Here is an 18,251-nt window from a genome sequence, read left to right as displayed (position 1 = left end):
TAACTATGAGAGCTATAATTATAACTATTTTCTTATCGGCCATTACTTTAACCTGCTTTGGCCAGTACGGTAAGGATTTTCGTAACCTGGGCGATAGGGCATTTGCGGATAAGGATTATTACGAAGCCGCCTTTTATTACCGTAAGGTTGCCGAAGGTATGCACCTGTTGCAAAACAAAGAGGTGCCGTTTCAAACCATGAATAAGGCACCCAAAAAAGATAAACCATCTGATGCTACTTACGTGAGCTATCGCCTTGCAGAGTCGTATCGTTTGTATGAAAACTATATTGAGGCCGAAGGCTGGTACAAAAAGACAGTTGATGCCCCCGATGCGGCCACATATCCCTTAGCCAGGCTTTGGCATGGCGTATGCCTCCGCGCCACTCAGCGTTTTGATGACGCAATTACAGAATTGCAGCAATTTAATGCCGGGTATGATAAAACCGACGAATACAAGGCTATAGCCAACAAGGAGATAGCTAACTGCACCTTCGCTAAGGAGCAATACAAGTATCCGCAGCTACTGGAAGTTGTAAAACTAAAAGGCGACTGGAACTCTGATGGATCGGATTATGCACTGCTGCAAACCGGTGATAATTTCATGTTTACCTCGTCGCGCTTTGCCAAGGATGATAAAAAGCATATCAACCGTATTTATACGGCCAATGCCGCGAGCCAATTTAAACCGCAGGTAATTACCTTAAAGGATAATGATGCCAAGAAGGAAACAGAATACGGTACACCTTCATTAACGCCGGATGGCAAGCGCATGTACCTTACCCGCTGGTACAAGGAAGGTACCAAAGTTTATCATAGCATTTATTTTACCCAAAAGCAGGATAGCAGCTGGTCGCCATTGCATAAGCTGGGCAGTAATGTTAATGCCGATGGCTACAACGCCATACAACCATTTATTACAGCTGATGGCAGACGGATGTTCTTCGTTTCAAATAAGCCCGGAGGTTTTGGCGGCGATGATATCTGGGTAAGCGATCTGGGCGATGATGGAGAAGCTACAAACGCGGTAAACCTGGGCAGTACCATCAATACAGATCGTGATGAGCAGGCTCCATATTATAATGCTGAGGAAAAAAGATTGATATACAGTTCGAAAGGTTTTACCGGTTTGGGCGGCTTTGATTTTTTTGAAAGCAAAGGTGATGCAGGCAGTTGGACTACCCCGGTAAACATGGGCTATCCCATGAACTCGGCCAAGGACGACCTGTATTTTATGCCCGATACCAAAGATGCCAGCAAATGGTATATCAGCTCGGACAGAGAGTCGGATTGCTGTTTGAACCTGTTTGAAGTGCATAACAAGAGTTTTATTTTGGCCGGTATAGTTACCGATTGCGAAACCCGCAAGCCATTGGCAGGTGTTAAAGTGAGCTTTATAGACTCGCTGGCAAAGCAAACGCTAAAAGAATTAACCACTGGCACCGATGCCAGGTATGCGTTTAAGGTAACATCAAAAAGACCATATAATTTAAAGCTCGAAAAAACAGGCTACTTCACTAAAATATTGCCTATCCCGGCAAGCGGGCAAATGAGCAACGATACACTTTATAACGCCGAGATCTGCCTGCAGGCCTTTGAAAAGGATAAGCCTATTGTGATCAATAATATTTTATACGATTTCAACAAGGCAACGCTAAGGCCCGAATCTAAAACGGTACTCAATGGCCTGGTTACCATCATGAAGGATAATCCTAAAATAATTGTGAGGCTTGGCGCGCATACCGACTCGATAGGTAGCGTTAAATACAACCTTAAACTATCGCAGGCCAGGGCGCAATCATGCGTGGATTACATTATAAGTCAGGGAATAACCAGCGAACGCATTTATGCAAAAGGATATGGAAAGAGTATGCCTGTTGCGCCAAACTCATTACCTAATGGCAAGGATAATCCTACCGGAAGGCAACTTAACCGACGCACAGAATTTACAGTTGTAAAAACAGAGTAATCATGGATTTATTAACCTAAGCTATTTTTTATGAAAGAATCAGCAACATTTCACCGCCCGTTTTTAAGAACAAAAGGATTTTCAACCTTTCACATTCAAATTTTTGAGCTGATACTGCTTGGCAAAGCCAACAGGGAGATCAACAGGCTTATGGGATATACGCCCAAGTCGCACATGGTGGTCGATCACTCGCGACAGGTTATGAATAAATTGCTTTCATATGAAGGCCTTTGTAAACGTGATTATAAGGATAGGGTGGTGTACCCCCGTAAATACCAGTTCTGGTGGAAAAAACTACTCGAAAAACACAGGGACACCCTGATCCAGAAAGCCATAATACCTGAGTACTACGATGATGTAGCACCAGGCATTTAAAGATAAAGGGCATATGTTAGGTTAATGTGCCCTGGGTTGTAATGGTTAGTACGAGCCCCGCGGATAAATGTCTGTGGGGTTCGTTGTTTTTGTCAGCTTTTATCGGAATTTTATTCATTGCCGTTGACTTTAGTCAACGGTAAAAAAGAAACGAATGATCGGGCTTCAGCCCAATCTCCCGGTGTTTTGGCTAAAGCCACTTATATTGTCGACCAATCCGTTGACTAAAGTCAACGGCAATGATTTAAATTGGTGTACAATTGCATTTGTGTATTCGCTTTGTCCACAGCCGTAACAATTCAATTACAAACCTATCCCCGGTAAAATAAAAGTGTAATTAATACACACTGAATGTTTTAAATAGTTATTATTGTGTAAGCCAATTATTTGAACAGCCCTTTTAGCACCAAGCATTTTATATTTTTTTGCCTTGTACGTAAATCCTTTTAGCAGGGCGAGGGGATCATGCTGCTTTTATGACCGTTCATAAAACGTAAACCAATAATAACCTCAAACATGTCATTAAAAACAAAACTCACCTACGTTTTTTTGACAGGATTAACTTTCCTGCTTTATTCGTTTAAAAAGCCGTTTGATAAGCCACGTGTGCTGGTATTTTCAAAAACTTTGGGCTGGCATCACTCATGTATCCCGTTTGGGATAGCGGCCATTCAAAAATTAGGCAATGAGAATGGTTTTGATGTAGATACCACTACCAATTCGGCTAATTTTACCGACGATAACCTTAAAAAATACCAGACTGTAATTTTTAACTGTACCACAGGCAACATACTTAACGCTGTTGAACAGGCCGCTTTTGAACGTTACATACAGGCAGGAGGTGGCTTTATGGGCGTACACTCCGCTGCCGATACCGAGTACGACTGGCCCTGGTACGGCAAACTGGTTGGCGCTTATTTTTCAAGCCATCCTAACAATTCCAATATCCGTAAGGCTACCATCGACGTAACGGATAAAAGCCAGCCGGCTACAGCCAATTTGCCCACACGTTGGGAGCGTACCGACGAATGGTATAATTACAAATCTATTTACAGTGGTATCCACGTACTGGCAAGCCTTGACGAAAACACGTACGACGGAGGTACAAACGGTGCCAATCACCCTATAACCTGGTATCATGAATTTGATGGCGGTAGGGCGTTTTATACCGGTTGCGGTCATACCGATGAAAGTTACAGCGATCCGCTGTTTTTAGGGCAATTACTTGGGGGTATTAAATATGCCATGGGTAACGGCAAGCCGCTTGATTATAGCAAATCGTACGCTAAAGTGGCGCCTGATCAAACCCGCTTTGTGAAAACTGTTTTGGTGAGCAACATCGCTTCGCCTATGGAACTGGCAGCTGCCAAAGACGGCCGCGTGTTTTTTACCCAGTTGATGGGAAACTTCTCGGTTTACAATACCAAAACCAACAAGTTTAAGGTGATCCATAAATTCCCAATTACTTATGAGGGTGGTACAGGCGTTATCGGCCTTACGCTCGACCCGGATTTTGAAAAGAACCAGTTTGTTTATATCTATTATATGCCCGCCGGACAAACCATTGAGCCGCTTAATTTTCAGCTATCCAGATTTAAGCTTAGCCAGGCGGACGTGCTCGACCTGAAATCGGAAAAGATCCTGTTTAAAGTGCCTGTACAAAAAGTAAGTGGCGCACACCACGGTGGCTCACTGGCCTGGGATAAAAATAAAAACCTGTATCTGTCTACAGGTGATAGCTCAAGCCCGTTCCCATCAGATGGATATGCGCCGTTGGATGAACGCCCGGGAACGGAGCATTACAGCCTTGACGCGCAACGAAGCGCCGGTAATACCAATGATTTTAAAGGCAAGATCCTGCGCATCCACCCGGAAGCTGACGGTACGTATACTATTCCTGAAGGAAACCTTTTTCCCAAGGGTACAGCTAAAACCAAGCCCGAAATTTATGTAATGGGATGCCGTAACCCTTACCGTATAGCGGTGAACCCTAAAACATCGGTTTTGTATTGGGGAGAGATTGGTCCGGATGCAGGTAATGATTCACCACGTGGCCCGCGTGGTTATGACGAGTTTAATCAGGCAAGAAAAGCGGGCAACTTTGGCTGGCCTTATTTTGTGGGCAATAACTTTGCGTACTCGCACTGGGATTTTGTAAATGCTAAACCCGGGCCAAATTTTGATCCTAAAGCACCCGTAAATAATTCGCCCAATAATACCGGTTTGAATTTGCTGCCGCCTGCTATGCCAGCCATGATCTGGTATCCCTATGCGGCTTCAGATGAATTCCCTGAATTAGGTATGGGCGGTCGCTGTGCTATAGGCGGCGATTTTTATGAGTTTGATAAGGGCGTCAAAAACCCTAATAAATTCCCCGAGTATTATGACGGTACCTTGTTTGTGGCCGACTGGATGCGTAACTGGGTGATTGATCTCCGTTTTGACCAAAACGAGAACTACCTGCGTAACGAAGCATTTATGCCTGCCAACGGTGATTTCCGCCGCCCGATTGATATGCAGTTTGGCCCCGATGGTGCTTTATATATGCTTGAATATGGCTCAGTTTATGGTGCCCAGAATGAGGACGCCCGTTTGGTTAAGATCGAGTACAATACGGGCAACCGTGAACCGATTGCTAAAGCCAGTATTTCGGATACCGCTGCTTTCAATAAATTCAACAGGATGAAATTCCTGACATCCGAAGTAAAAGACTTTCCGGCTAAAAAAGAAATAGCAGGGCAGGCCCCGCTTAAAGTAAGTTTCAGCAGTCAAAACAGTAAGGATATGGATGACGATGATAAGATCACTTATCAGTGGCTGTTTGATGGTAAAACGGTTGGGGCATCTACACCTTCGGCCAGCTATACATTTACAAAGCCCGGCGTTTATAAAACTATTCTAAAAGTGACGGACAAGGGCGGCTTAACCGGTCGCGATACCGTGATTGTAAGAGTTGGTAATACCAAACCTGAAGTAACCATAGCCAGTAACGATAATAAATCATTTATATGGAAGGGTAAGCCGTTCCGCTATCATGTTGTGGTTACTGATAAGGAGGATGGCAAAATCGACCCTAAAAAGGTAAAGCTATTTTACATTTATAATCCCCAACCTTCAGCCAATAGTACTACTCAGAATTTAACAGCATTATCCACTACCGAGGTTAGTTATCCAGGTAAGGGGCTGATTGCTAACAGTGATTGTAAATCGTGCCATACCATTAATAAAACCGCGGTAGGGCCAAGCTTTTTAGCAATTGCCAATCGGTACAAAGCGCAGAAGGGAGCTATCGATCAGCTATCTAAAAAGATAATAGCGGGTGGTGCAGGCAGTTGGGGTACCGAACACGTGATGAGCGCACATCCGCAGTTATCAAACTCCGATACAAGGGAAATTGTGAAGTACATTTTTTCGCTTACCGATAAAAAGAATCCTGTGTTGCCGCTACCTTTAACCGGCACGCTCAACTTAAAATTCAATGCTGCTGAGCCGCGTGGCGAGTATACGCTACTGGCATCCTATACGGATAAAGGCGGTAAAGTTGTTGGTCCGCTGAAAGCTACTGATATGGTCGTTTTACGTAATTCGGCGATTAAGGCTGTTTATGCTGATGAATTGAAAGGCTTTAATAGGTTTAAAGACGATCTGTCGGCAGGTAATCATAAATCTTTTGTACTGTTCAGAAATATCGACCTGACCAATATCAGCAAGTTTGCCTACAAGTATGCGTCAAAAGATTATGACGGCGAAATTGAAGTAAGAATAGATTCGCAGGCCGGTCCGGTGATCAGTTCCGTAGCTTATCAAACCACAGGTGCATGGGATAAAACCGGCGAAGTTACCGGAGAGTTAAGCAAGCCGGTGAGTGGAAAGCATGATGTATATTTCTTCGCCATAAAACATTCTAAACCGAGTGATGGTATTTTAAATCTGAAGGATATTCAATTTGTTGAGTAATAAAGCCCTTTTTAATCCCTGTTTGATATGAAAAAAAAAATCTTATTTATTGCTCTTTCAGCCGCTATGGCCTTGGGGCAAAACAAAGCGTCGGCACAAAGCAAGCCACTGTTTACCGATGCCATAGGTGTACAGGCCTACACATTTCGCAGCAGTATGCCTAAGGCAACGGCTGCAGTATTGGATACAATAAAATCATTAGGCATTACCGAAATTGAAGGTGAAGGCCCCAAAGGCATGCCGCCTGAGGAATTCAGGAAGATGTGCGATGATCGTGGAATTAGTATCCCATCTACAGGGGCAGGATACGATGCTATAGTAAATGATCCGGGCAGTGTAATTAAGCTGGCAAAAATATTGGGCGCTAAATACGTAATGGTTGCCTGGATTCCGCATGGTAAGGAGTTTACTTTAGATGACGCCAAAAAAGCTGTTACAGATTTTAACCGCGTGGGCAAGATTTTGAGTGAAGCCGGTTTAACCTTCTGCTACCATAATCATGGTTATGAGTTTGGCCCATACAATGACGGCACGCTGTTCGATTATATAGCCCAAAACACCAATCCGAAATATGTTTCGTTTGAGATAGATATCTTGTGGTCATTCCATGGCGGGCAGGATCCGGCCGCGCTTATCAATAAATACCCTTCGCGTATGAAACTGATGCACCTGAAAGATATACGCAAGGGAGTAGCTAATGATTTAACAGGGGGCACCGACACTAAAAATGATGTAGCCTTAGGTACCGGTCAGATTGATATTCCTGAAGTGTTGAAAGCCGCTAAAAAGGCTGGTATTAAACATTATTTTATTGAGGATGAAAGTCCGTCATATAGTGAGCAGTTGCCGGTTACCATTGCCTATCTGAAAGGTTTGAAGGATTAATATATGTATATGAGCAATTTAAACCGCAGGCAAGTGTTAAAAGCAATAGGGTTAACGGCCGGTGCCGCTGTTTTAAGCGAAGCCGGTGCAACAGCGGCTCCTATTGCGCCAAAAACGGGTAATGGCTTTGTTTACTCGTTAAACATGAGCACCATTCGCGGGCATAACCTTGGTTTTGTTAAGGAACTTGAAGTAGCTGCCAAAGCGGGCTTTACTTCTGTTGAAATCTGGATAGATACGCTGCAGACCTATCTGCAGGGTGGTGGTTCACTAACTGAAGCCAAAAAGATCATAGACGGGCTTGGGCTTAAAATTGAAGACGCGATAGGTTTTGCCCCCTGGCTGGTTGACGACGAGGCAACCCGGAAAAAGGGTTTGGAACAATTGCAGCAGGAAATGGAAATATTGGCTAAAATAGGCTGCCATCGCATAGCAGCTCCACCCGCAGGCATGACCAAAGGCCCGGTACTTGATCTGGATGTGATAACCGAACGTTATTTTACCATCCTGAAAATGGGCGAACAAACCGGCGTTATGCCGCAGTTGGAGATGTGGGGAGGTTCGCAAAATCTCAAGCATATAAGCCAGGTTCTTTATGTGGCTGTGCAGTGCGGAAATCCCAATGCCCGTATTTTGCTTGATGTGTTCCATGTTTTTAAGGGCCAATCGGCAGTGGAGAGCCTGAACTATGTTGGGCATCATGCGTTGGATATTTTTCATGTAAACGATTATCCCGCAGGGATCAGTCCGGAGCAGATCTCGGAACCGGACAGGATCTATTGCGGTGATGGTATCGCGCCACTTAAGCAGATCCTGCAAATAGTTAAAAACCACGAACGGCCACTGGTGATCTCGTTCGAGGTTTTCAATAAAAATTATTATGCTCAGGATGCTTTAACGGTGGCTAAAACCGCATTGGCGAAAATGAAGGCGGCGGCTTCTTAAATAGTAAAGCATGATAAAATAAAATGGGGGATTGAGCGATTCCCCTCTTGAGAGGGGCGGAGGGGTGTGTTATTCTACGTGAGGCTCATCGTTTGTATAACACACCCCTGCTATCGCGCTTTCCCGTCGCGCCCCCTCTCAAGAGGGGATTTTAAAAACTCACTATCGATGCGCACAATAGTTGCTAAATATCAAATGTTTCTGTTTTATTTCCCCCCATAAACAAATTCTACACTATCTCTCACTGTAAGGCCGCTCATATTTTGCCCTACGTAAATTACAGTGTATTTTGATGGTTTGCTAATATCATAGGCCTTTAACAGGTCAACAATTACTGACAGGCTATCCTTTGGATTTATTTTAATATAGCTGCTGGCAGGTGGCGGCATTATTCTTTTTGCCATTGCGCCTTTGTATAACATTTCCTGGCCGCTTGCATCTTTCACATCAAGGTATTTGCTCATAAGCGGCTCAAATGGTGTATGCCATTTGCAAAACTGACGGGCAGTATCGGCATCGTTATAAACCGTGAATTTAAGTTCAACAGCCTCTCCGGCTTTAATTGTGGGTTTTATTTGCATTTTGGCAAACAGGCCTGGGCTTACGGCGAGACTTTGATTTTTAGCAGAATCGGAACTGGTAGAAGTGTTTTTTACATGGTTAACGCTGCATGCCGATAAGGTAAACAACGCTGCAGATAAGATTATTTTGTAGTTTTTCATGCCGCAAATTTAAGCCTTCAACAGCATAAGGTTGGATTGCTAAATCAAACTCCTAACACCTTTCTGCTATTCTCGCAATATCTATCCCAACTTAACCCTGCCTTAATATACCTTGCTTATTTTTGCAGGTATTATGGAGCAAATGGCTTTAATTTCTTCATTAAAACATACCAGCCCGGTTATCAAAAAAGATCAGCCGGATGATAGCTATAAATTTCAACCCCTGCCAGAGCCATCAGGCTCTTATCCATATCATTTATCGGTACAAGATGTCATATCGGATATCGCCGGTAATAAAATGGTTTTTCATATGGTGGGGGATACCGGTAGCATTCGCAATCCCGGTTCGCAAAGGCGGATAGCAGGCTTAATGGCTGCACAGTATGAAACGCTTTCGGGTAAGGATCAGCCTAAGTTTTTATACCATTTGGGCGATGTTGTTTACAACTATGGCGAAGCTCAAAACTATTATGATCAGTTTTTTGAACCTTATAGCCTGTACCCCGCACCTATATTCGCCATTGCCGGCAATCATGATAGCGATGTAAATCCGGCTGCCGCCATGCCATATCAAAGTCTGGATGCATTTACCACCGTGTTTTGTGATACTGTTTCGCGTCCGGTAATGCTGAGCCGCAAGATAGACCGCAAAAGCATGCCTCAGCCCAATATTTATTGGACAATGGATACCCCGCTGGCAACCATCATCGGTTTACATACCAATGTACCTAAATACGGCATTGTTACCCGCGAACAGCGCGACTGGTTTATGGATGAGCTAAGAGCTGCCGATATGCAACGGCCGGATAAAGCCGTTATCCTCTGCATGCACCATGCTCCTTATTCGGCAGATATTAATCATGGTGCCAGTTTGCCAATGATCGATTTCCTGGAAGGTGTTTTTGAGGAGACCGGCATCCGCCCTGATATTGTTTTTAGCGGACACGTACATAACTACCAGCGTTTCAGTAAGCAATATGCCGATTTAACGGTAATGCCCTATATTGTTGCCGGTACAGGAGGCTTTGATGAGTTACATCCTATTGCCCTGACAGATAATGAGGGTTTTACAGCAGATGATACGCGATTTGATGGTGTAAGTCTTGAAAGTAACTGCGATACCCGACATGGCTTTTTAAAGATTGCTATTGAGCGCGATAACAGGGGATTAATTTTAAACGGGGAGTATTATACCGTAGCGGATGAAGATGAACATACTGCTGTTTTGACGGACAACTTTACAGTCAGGATCTGAATAGCATAAATAACAAAAACGGGAGGCTAAACCTCCCGTTTTTGTTTACTATTAAAGTTCAATAGCCTGTATGGCTTTATCTAAAGCCGTTTCCTGTAAGCCCGGCATTTTTACGCCTTCAACCCTGAAGGTTTTGATGTCGGTCATACCCATAAAGCCTAAAACCGCCCTTAAATAAGGCTCGGTAAAGTCATATGCTTTCATAAAACCTTCTGAGTATATACCGCCAGATGAAATGGCCAGGTACACTTTCTTGTTTTTAACCAGGCCTTCAGGTCCTTTCTCGCCATAGCTGAAAGTTTTACCTGCGCGGGCTATATGGTCTATCCATGTTTTTAAAGTAGATGGAATGCCAAAGTTGTACATCGGTGTATCGATAACTATAGCATCGGCGTTCATGATTTCGGCAATCGCCTCGTCCGAGTGCTTAACGGCTTCAACAAGTTCCGGTGTCCTTTTTTCTTCGGGGGTATAAAAAGAAGTAAGGTGCGCTTCTTCCAGGTGAGGAAATGGCGTAGCGGTTAAATCATGGGTGGTTAAAGTATTATCCGGATGGGCCGATTGTATTTCGTTAACAATGGCATTGCCCAATTTTACGCTGAATGATGCTTCGCCCTGAGGGCTGCTGATGAGATGTAATATTTTCATTGCTCTGAATTTTGTGAAAGCAAAATTATTTTACTTTACTATCAAAAAGATACTACTATCCTAAAAGATACCGGTATCCTTTAGGATAGTAGTATCTTAAATTGAATTTATTTGTTTGAACATCAATTAGATAGGTTTGGTGTTGTTTGATAACGGCCCTGAATTGATCAAACAGCGCCGATTATATGGCACGATCTTTTTTACTCCCCGCCGCCCGGCGGTAAAAGTTCGTTTCTATTGAAATTTAAAGCTTTTGTGTTGTTTTAACCTGTTCATTACCACGTAATTATACGCTGGGCGATTACGTAGAAATACGTGGCAATTACCGTGCGTACACTTGCACGTTACTTAACAGAGATGCCCAACTTTGGTATAACATCAGCAGCCAAACTGCAGCCAACCTATAAACATCTATTTATCATGATTTACCAAACGTTAAGTTTTTTAACTGAGCAGTTGAACAACTACCTCAAAACAACCGATGGAAACAGCGGGCTCAGTTCAACTTTTACCCAGCTTAAAAATGTGGCCCATCTGAGCGATGATGAGATCAAGGGGCTGGAAAATATCCTGGTAACACTGGTAAATCTTTCTGAAGAGTTTACCATGAAAAACATGCCCAATTACGTACGTAATGGCGATGACATCAACTACCGCAACGCGCCTATGTACCTTAACTTATATGTTTTGTTCTCGGCTTGTTTATACTCTTCCTACGAAAAATCCCTGATCTTCCTGTCGCACATCGTTGAGTTTTTTCAGGGGAAGAACACTTTTACCCAGCAAAACAGCCCGACTACAAAAGTTGGCCTCGGCGATTTTCGCCTCATACTTGACATTTACTCGCCCACATTTGAGCAAGCCAACTACCTGTGGAGCACGCTGGGCGGTAAACAATTTCCCTATGTATTATACCGTGTACGGCTGGTTGAAATACTGCGCGATAATGTAACCGAATCACGTGGTATCATTAAAAAGATAGAACTAAGCGATAAACTGAGTTGAAGATTAGTGCGGGTGATTAACCAATAAATTATAACCCGATGGTACTGGACCTGAACTACGAAACACTGTTTGAGATTGCCATCAGTCATCATTATCACCTTGATGACGGTGCCACGCTCTTTGACACACTTATTGCCGATGCGCGCCTGGCTATGCTGGAGCGTTACGACATAGGCAGTTTCATGAGTGTAACGCCTACCAAAGCTACCCGGGCAAAGTTTGCCGGTTTGCACGTGGTTTACAAGCAAACAGAAACTGGTATCATCACCGGTATCCCATATACCTTAAACGGAACTAAGGAGCAACCGCAGATAGTTCCGGCAGATAATATGGTATTTAGCTTCAGTGTAGCCATAAACGACGGATTGTTTGCTAATTACAGTTCGCTGCCTTTAAAAGCGCCAGATGGCATGGTGTACTTTTTTACCAATGATCCGTCATTGTCGCCACGTGTGTCGCCTTTTTTAACCGCTACTCCTAATGTATATAAAGCGGCTACAGATTATTACCCGGGGGATATGCTGGTTGATAACCAGGCTACACCTACTAAGTTATTCATCGCCCAGCAAAAAAATAACCTCGACCCAACTGCCGGAGCTACCCCTGCCGGTAACTGGATCACCGATACGCTGGTGGGTGGTAAACCTTTGAGCTATGCAAGCGGTGCCGACCTGATCCGCCAGTGCGGAAGGGTATTTATCTACCAGGTAACGGTAGCCGGCAAAACCCCGGCGCTTACTATAAAAGACAGGCAGGGGAACGTGATAAATGTAACTACCAGTTTAGAAACCGGTGAACTGAATATTGTTAAAGCTGATATGGGCAGCCTGCCTGAGGGTTTGTATACTGCTCATCTGGCTGATACCGGTTATACCGACGATTTCCCGTTTTATTATAGTACGGATGCATCCGCCTGGGCTTTTATTGATATCTGTGTAAAAACAAGCAACGCGGTTTATAACCTTTTACAGGCAGATACCACGCTGAAGGCGCCGGTATTTAGCCTTCGGTTCAAAAACCGGTCGACCTATTGGCGGTACATCGGCGCTATGTTTGGCGCGGCTTCCATAAGTGCTAATGCACTGCCGCTTACCAGGCAAGGCTTTATATCGGTAAAAGTGAACGACAAAAACAACAAACCTATTACCGATGACTTGCCCAATGCTACGGCATCGCTCATAAAACCAGAAACCAACCAGATTTTTTCAGACATATTTTTTTAGGAAGTAAAAAACAGTAACATGGCAACAACATACAAAACTCCGGGTGTTTATGTGGAAGAAATTCCGCTCCTACCTCCATCGGTAGCCGAGGTTGAAACGGCTATCCCGGCCTTTATAGGCTACACACAAAACATTAGCTATAACGGGGCGTCGCTGCAGTACAACCCTGTCAGGATCAAATCGCTTAAGGAATATGAGCAGATCTTTGGTTTTGCCGAAAATACCTTGTTCACCACAACCGGTACAGCAACAGGTATCAAAATCAAGAAAGCGGCGGGTGTGTTTTCATTTGATGCCGCGGTTGATGATCCCTATGCAGCACTGAAATTCAGGATGTACTATTGCCTGCAGCTTTATTTTGCCAATGGTGGTGGCCCATGCTATATCGTATCGGCAGGGCAAACAGGCGCGGCCGTTGCAGTTGACAAAACCTTACTTACAAACGCGCTTGCCGCTGTTCAGAAAGAAGATGAGCCAACCATCCTGCTATTTACCGATGCTGCAACCCTTACCGCCCCGGCAGATTATTACGGTTTGTTTACCGCTGCACTGGCCCAGGCTGCATTTTTACAGGATAGGGTTGTGCTTATTGATCCGTACGTAGCTGTTGCCGATAAAGGTAAAAAAGCTTTCGGTGATATCGCTACCGCTTTCCGTACAGCTATAGGGGTTAATAACCTTAGTTATGGCGCGGCATATTACCCATGGCTGCAAACCAGTATCAATTATTTCAGCGATGAAAGCAAGCAGCTGATTGTTACAGGCACAGGCGTTACCGCTACAGATTTTCCCGCTACGGCAGTGCTGCGTGATGACAATAATACAGCCAATTCCATTTATCATATAAACAGCGATCTGTATAACTATATCAAACAGCAAACCGGCCTGTTCTCGGTTATTTTGCCTCCGGCGTCAGCAATAGCAGGTGTATATGCCTCTGTTGATAATACCCGTGGTGTTTGGAAAGCCCCGGCAAATGTAAGTCTGAATATGGTTGTGGCCCCAATGGTGAAAATTGATGACTCCGACCAGGAAGATATGAACGTTACCAGTACCGGTAAATCGGTAAATGCTATCAGGGCGTTTTCTGGTAAAGGTGTATTGGTTTGGGGAGCACGTACGCTGGCCGGTAATGATAATGAATGGCGCTACATATCGGTGAGGCGTTTCTTTAACATGGTTGAAGAATCGGTTAAAAACTCAACTCAGCCCTTTGTATTTGAGCCCAATGATGGCAACACCTGGGCGAAGGTACGTGGCATGATAGCCAACTTTTTAATACTGCAATGGCGCGCGGGTGCCTTACAGGGCGCTAAACCCGAAGATGCATTCTTTGTACACGTTGGCCTTGGCGAAACCATGACCTCGCTTGATATATTGGAGGGCAGGCTCATTGTTGAAGTGGGCATGGCTGTGGTTCGTCCGGCAGAGTTCATTATTCTTCGCTTCAGTCATAAAATGGTTCAATCTTAAATCAATTAGTCATGGCTTATAAAACACCCGGAGTTTACGTGCAGGAAATTGCACTGTTTCCGCCATCAGTTGCCCAGGTTGAAACCGCTATACCAGCCTTTATCGGCTTTACGGCCTTTGCATTAACGCCCGAAGGAAAATCCTTGGTGAACGTACCAACCCGAATAAAATCATTGCTGGAGTTTGAAAGCTTATTTGGTGGGGCCTATGTACCGGCAACTATAAAAGTTACTGTTAACCCGGCTAACAACCAGATCCTGGGCGTAGCATCCGACAAACGGTTTCACCTGTATGTATCGCTACGGCAGTATTTTGATAATGGTGGAGGTCCATGTTACATCGTTTCCGTTGGCGATTTTTCCTCTGCGGTAACAGCGCCGCCGATATCAGGGGGTATTGATACCCTTACTGCGGAAGATGAGCCAACACTCATCCTGTTTCCCGACGCGGTTGAACTGCTAAGTGCCGGCAATCCGGATTTAGTTGCGTTCAGCAATTTGCAAACAAAAGCTTTGGGACTTTGCGCTACTATGCAGGACCGGTTTTCGATACTTGACGTGCTGCAGGGCGATAAACGCCAGGATGTTACCAATAAGCCAATAGATAATTTCCGCAGCTCAATAGGCATCAATAACCTTAACTATGGCGCGGCTTATTATCCATGGATTATCACAAGTTACGATGTTAATGTAGATTTCAGGCAACTGGAGTTCTGGAATAATGCTTCACCATCAGTAAAGATCACCAACTACGATAGCTTTTCAAAAAGTCCTGCTGAGAAGGCCTTGGTAACTAACCTTCAAAATGCCGGTAAAGATACCGATAAGGTAATAAGCTTTGTTTTTAGCGCTGCCGCAGATGCAACCGCGCTGAGGGTAAATGGTATCGATGCTGTAAAGGCTAAGTTAACTGCGCTGGCCAATAACATTGCTCAAAATGTAACTCCGGATGTGCAATTAGCTGCCTACCTTGATTTATTAGCGGCAATAGTAACAGCCGGTAAAAAGGCTAAGGATGCACCGGTTGGCGCATTATATGGCAACGATATTGACGCGTTAAGCAAAGATGCTAAACTTGAAGCAGCCATTACCAACCTCATTGCCTACGAAAAAAACGCGAAGGTAGCTGCTAACACAACTGCCGGCCGTAACCCAACACCTGTTTATTCGGTATTGGATAATACGCCCTGGGTTGCCAACTCAAATTATGCTGCAATAGCTGCCAACGCCGATAATTTTACCAAAGATGCTGCCGGAGCGCTTTCAATTGTACAGGCGCTGAGTGATACCGTTGCTACCATTTTAACAGGTTTTGGCGGTTTACTTAACGGTGCTCTGTTTTACGAAAATCTTGCCGAGCAGGCGCTGTTTTCAGGAAACGTATTTTTTGGTGCGGCCAACTCGGCAGTAACACTTAAGATGAGCACCATTCCTCCGTCAGGAGCAATCGCCGGGGTTTATGCTAACGTTGACGGCACACGCGGTGTTTGGAAAGCACCTGCCAACGTGAGCCTGAACAATGTGATTGGCCCCGCTGTAAAAATTGACAACAGCGACCAGGACGATATGAACGTTACGGCTACCGGTAAGTCAATCAACGCTATCAGGGCATTTGCTGGCCGGGGTACATTGGTTTGGGGCGCGCGTACCTTAACAGGTAATGATAACGAATGGCGCTACATCCCGGTTAGACGATTCTTCATCATGGTTGAAGAATCGGTTAAAAAAGCGACTTATCCTTTCGTTTTCGAAAATAACGACGCCAACACCTGGACTAAGGTTAGGGTAATGATCCAGAACTTTTTAACGCTGCAATGGCGTGCCGGTGCCTTACAAGGCGCTAAGCCGGAAGACGCGTTTTTTGTTCACGTTGGCCTTAACGAAACCATGACCGCGCTTGACATTCTGGAAGGGCGTATGATAGTTGAAATAGGTATGGCTGTAGTAAGGCCTGCCGAGTTCATCATTCTTCGCTTTTCGCACAAAATGCAGGAGAGTTAATTAAATCAAATCAATTGAATTTCTTTTAAAACAAATAAAATGGCAAATTATCCTCTACCCAAATTCCATTTCCAGGTTGACTGGGGTGGCACACGCATCGGTTTTACCGAAGTAACCGGATTACAAATAGAAACCGAAGTGATTGAATACCGCGAAGGCAGCAGCAAGGAGTACAATAAAGTAAAGATGCCTGGCATGCGCAAATTCGGTAACATCACTTTAAAACGTGGCACATTTGCTAACGACAACGAGTTTTATGATTGGATGAACACCGTAAAACTAAACCAGATAGACCGCCGCGACCTTACCATTAACCTGCTTAATGAAGAGCATCAGCCGGTAGTTACCTGGTCGGTTAAAAACGCTTTCCCGGTTAAGATCCAGTCTGCCGATTTAAAGGCCGATGCCAACGAAGCCGCAATTGAAACGCTTGAGGTAGCACACGAAGGTTTAACCATTAAAAACGGCTAATCATGGCCTTCGACGCTAAATCGGGGTATCCGCCTTTAGGCTTTCACTTTAAGGTGGTGTTTACGGGCATTGGCGATGAAGATATCGACAGCCGCTTTCAGAACGTATCGGGCCTATCTATGGAGATGGAAACAGAATCCAAAAAGGAGGGTGGCGAAAACCGTTTTGAACACGCGCTGCCGGTGCGGGCCAAGTTTCCGGCACTGGTGCTGAAACGGGGGCTTATCATCGAATCGAAACTGCTGATGGATTGGTGTAATAACGTGTTCAATAATTTTATTATCGAACCTAAAGACCTTACCGTAAGCCTGCTTAATGAAGAGCATGACCCGCTTTTAACGTGGAATGTAGTACAGGCCTGGCCCAAAAAGTGGAGTCTGAGCGATCTGAACGCCGAGCAGAACAGTATCGCGATTGAAAGTTTTGAGTTGCAATACCAGTATTACACCCTTCAAACCTGATGTTATGCCAATTGAGATCAGAGAATTGAATATCCGCGTGAGCGTAAACCAAAGTCCTGCCGAACAGGATTCAGGTGCAGGTGGTGGCGCAGGTGGGGCAAAAGGCGGAGGAGGCGGTGATAAAGACGAGATCATTGCCGAATGCGTAGAGCAGATATTGGAGATTTTGAAAAATAAAAACGAACGCTGATGCCTGATAATGTAACCAAAATGAAGATCGTGGCCTGGTCCGATCCGCAGAGCAAGAACGAAGAAGGCTCCATGACGGTACAGGTTAACCCCGAAAGCTACAGTCAGAAGATCGAGATTAAATACTCTGATAAGCAGGCGCAGGGAACATCGGGCAAGTTGCCCAAGTTTTCCAAGATCGAGCCGCAGAAGATGGATTTCGAGCTGATGTTTGACCGTACCGGGGTTATAAACGGTGCTACAGCCGGGGATTTGGGGGTTGACGAAGATATCGATAACCTGCAAAAACTAATCATCGAGTACCAGGGCGATAAGCACCGGCCAAGGTTTGTGAGCATTTACTGGGGTACGCTTCAGTTTGATGGCGCTTTGGAAACCATGGACATCAGCTATAAATTGTTTGATAGCCAGGGTCGCCCGCTGAGGGCCATTGTAAAAGCTACATTCATTGGCTCGGTTGAGGATAAAAAGCGGGTAGCGAAGGAGAACGCCCAATCGCCCGATTTAACCAAAGTACGGGTAGTAAATGAAGGGGATACCCTGCCGCTGCTCTGCTACCAGATCTATGGCGATTCAAAGTATTACATAGAAGTAGCCCAGGCAAACAGCCTCAACGATTTCAGATACCTTACAACAGGTACCAAGATCAAGTTTCCACCATTAAATCAATAACAA

16 protein-coding genes are annotated in these 18,251 nt (G+C 44.7%); 14 read left to right on the top strand and 2 right to left on the bottom strand.

From position 1 onward, the window contains the following. Positions 1–5 precede the first annotated feature (5 nt). The 5 genes from DEO27_RS14725 to DEO27_RS14705 all read left to right on the top strand — a co-directional run bounded on the left by DEO27_RS14725 (position 6) and on the right by DEO27_RS14705 (position 8,129). Entirely contained in the window at positions 6–1,967 is a 1,962-nt protein-coding gene (locus DEO27_RS14725; RefSeq protein ID WP_112573765.1) for an OmpA family protein, read from the top strand. A 30-nt stretch (positions 1,968–1,997) separates the two neighbouring features. Further along, positions 1,998–2,342: a hypothetical protein gene (locus tag DEO27_RS14720; RefSeq protein ID WP_112573764.1), complete on the top strand. Its 345-nt coding sequence runs from the start codon at positions 1,998–2,000 to the stop codon at positions 2,340–2,342. A gap of 516 nt (positions 2,343–2,858) precedes the next feature. After that, positions 2,859–6,299, top strand: coding sequence for a ThuA domain-containing protein (locus tag DEO27_RS14715; RefSeq protein WP_112573763.1), 3,441 nt, complete (start codon positions 2,859–2,861; stop codon positions 6,297–6,299). Between the two features lie 27 nt (positions 6,300–6,326). Continuing rightward, a complete protein-coding gene (locus DEO27_RS14710) occupies positions 6,327–7,184 on the top strand; it encodes a sugar phosphate isomerase/epimerase family protein (RefSeq protein ID WP_112573762.1) in 858 nt (285 codons plus the stop codon). A gap of 9 nt (positions 7,185–7,193) precedes the next feature. Beyond that, positions 7,194–8,129, top strand: coding sequence for a sugar phosphate isomerase/epimerase family protein (locus DEO27_RS14705; RefSeq protein WP_112573999.1), 936 nt, complete (start codon positions 7,194–7,196; stop codon positions 8,127–8,129). Positions 8,130–8,335: 206 nt separating this feature from the next. On the opposite strand, the gene DEO27_RS14700 is transcribed toward DEO27_RS14705, so the two are convergent. Beyond that, positions 8,336–8,851: a protease gene (locus DEO27_RS14700; protein ID WP_112573761.1), complete on the bottom strand. Its 516-nt coding sequence runs from the start codon at positions 8,849–8,851 to the stop codon at positions 8,336–8,338. 112 nt (positions 8,852–8,963) lie between these two features. Between DEO27_RS14700 and DEO27_RS14695 the strand changes: the two genes are divergently transcribed. Continuing rightward, positions 8,964–10,106: a metallophosphoesterase family protein gene (locus DEO27_RS14695; RefSeq protein ID WP_223818254.1), complete on the top strand. Its 1,143-nt coding sequence runs from the start codon at positions 8,964–8,966 to the stop codon at positions 10,104–10,106. A gap of 51 nt (positions 10,107–10,157) precedes the next feature. On the opposite strand, the gene DEO27_RS14690 is transcribed toward DEO27_RS14695, so the two are convergent. Continuing rightward, the gene (locus DEO27_RS14690) at positions 10,158–10,754 is read right to left on the bottom strand and encodes an FMN-dependent NADH-azoreductase (RefSeq protein ID WP_112573760.1); all 597 of its coding nucleotides are present in this window, start codon (positions 10,752–10,754) and stop codon (positions 10,158–10,160) included. A gap of 315 nt (positions 10,755–11,069) precedes the next feature. Here DEO27_RS14690 and DEO27_RS14685 point away from each other — a divergent pair, with 315 nt between their 5' ends. Genes DEO27_RS14685 through DEO27_RS14650 form a run of 8 tightly spaced genes read left to right on the top strand, consistent with a single transcriptional unit; the run spans position 11,070 to position 18,248 of the window. After that, positions 11,070–11,759 (top strand): DUF4255 domain-containing protein, encoded by a 690-nt coding sequence (locus DEO27_RS14685; protein ID WP_149301876.1) that lies wholly within the window; start codon positions 11,070–11,072, stop codon positions 11,757–11,759. A gap of 38 nt (positions 11,760–11,797) precedes the next feature. Beyond that, complete coding sequence (locus DEO27_RS14680; protein WP_112573758.1) at positions 11,798–12,982, top strand: hypothetical protein; 1,185 nt, start codon at positions 11,798–11,800, stop codon at positions 12,980–12,982. Positions 12,983–13,000: 18 nt separating this feature from the next. Next, the gene (locus DEO27_RS14675) at positions 13,001–14,455 is read left to right on the top strand and encodes a phage tail sheath family protein (protein WP_112573757.1); all 1,455 of its coding nucleotides are present in this window, start codon (positions 13,001–13,003) and stop codon (positions 14,453–14,455) included. Between the two features lie 11 nt (positions 14,456–14,466). Beyond that, a complete protein-coding gene (locus tag DEO27_RS14670) occupies positions 14,467–16,455 on the top strand; it encodes a phage tail sheath C-terminal domain-containing protein (protein WP_112573756.1) in 1,989 nt (662 codons plus the stop codon). A gap of 39 nt (positions 16,456–16,494) precedes the next feature. Further along, the gene (locus DEO27_RS14665) at positions 16,495–16,926 is read left to right on the top strand and encodes a phage tail protein (protein ID WP_112573755.1); all 432 of its coding nucleotides are present in this window, start codon (positions 16,495–16,497) and stop codon (positions 16,924–16,926) included. A 2-nt stretch (positions 16,927–16,928) separates the two neighbouring features. After that, positions 16,929–17,387 carry a phage tail protein gene (locus DEO27_RS14660; protein WP_112573754.1) on the top strand — a complete coding sequence of 153 codons (459 nt, stop codon included), beginning with the start codon at positions 16,929–16,931 and terminating at the stop codon, positions 17,385–17,387. Between the two features lie 4 nt (positions 17,388–17,391). Continuing rightward, on the top strand, positions 17,392–17,577 hold the full coding sequence (locus tag DEO27_RS14655) for a DUF5908 family protein (protein WP_112573753.1): 186 nt from the start codon (positions 17,392–17,394) through the stop codon (positions 17,575–17,577). Further along, positions 17,577–18,248 (top strand): CIS tube protein, encoded by a 672-nt coding sequence (locus DEO27_RS14650; protein ID WP_112573752.1) that lies wholly within the window; start codon positions 17,577–17,579, stop codon positions 18,246–18,248. Before DEO27_RS14655 ends, DEO27_RS14650 begins: the two co-directional genes overlap by 1 nt. The last annotated feature ends 3 nt before the right edge of the window (positions 18,249–18,251 follow it).

Source organism: Mucilaginibacter rubeus, assembly GCF_003286415.2.
Lineage (GTDB): Bacteria > Bacteroidota > Bacteroidia > Sphingobacteriales > Sphingobacteriaceae > Mucilaginibacter > Mucilaginibacter rubeus_A.
This window is presented reverse-complemented; position numbering and strand designations above follow the sequence as displayed.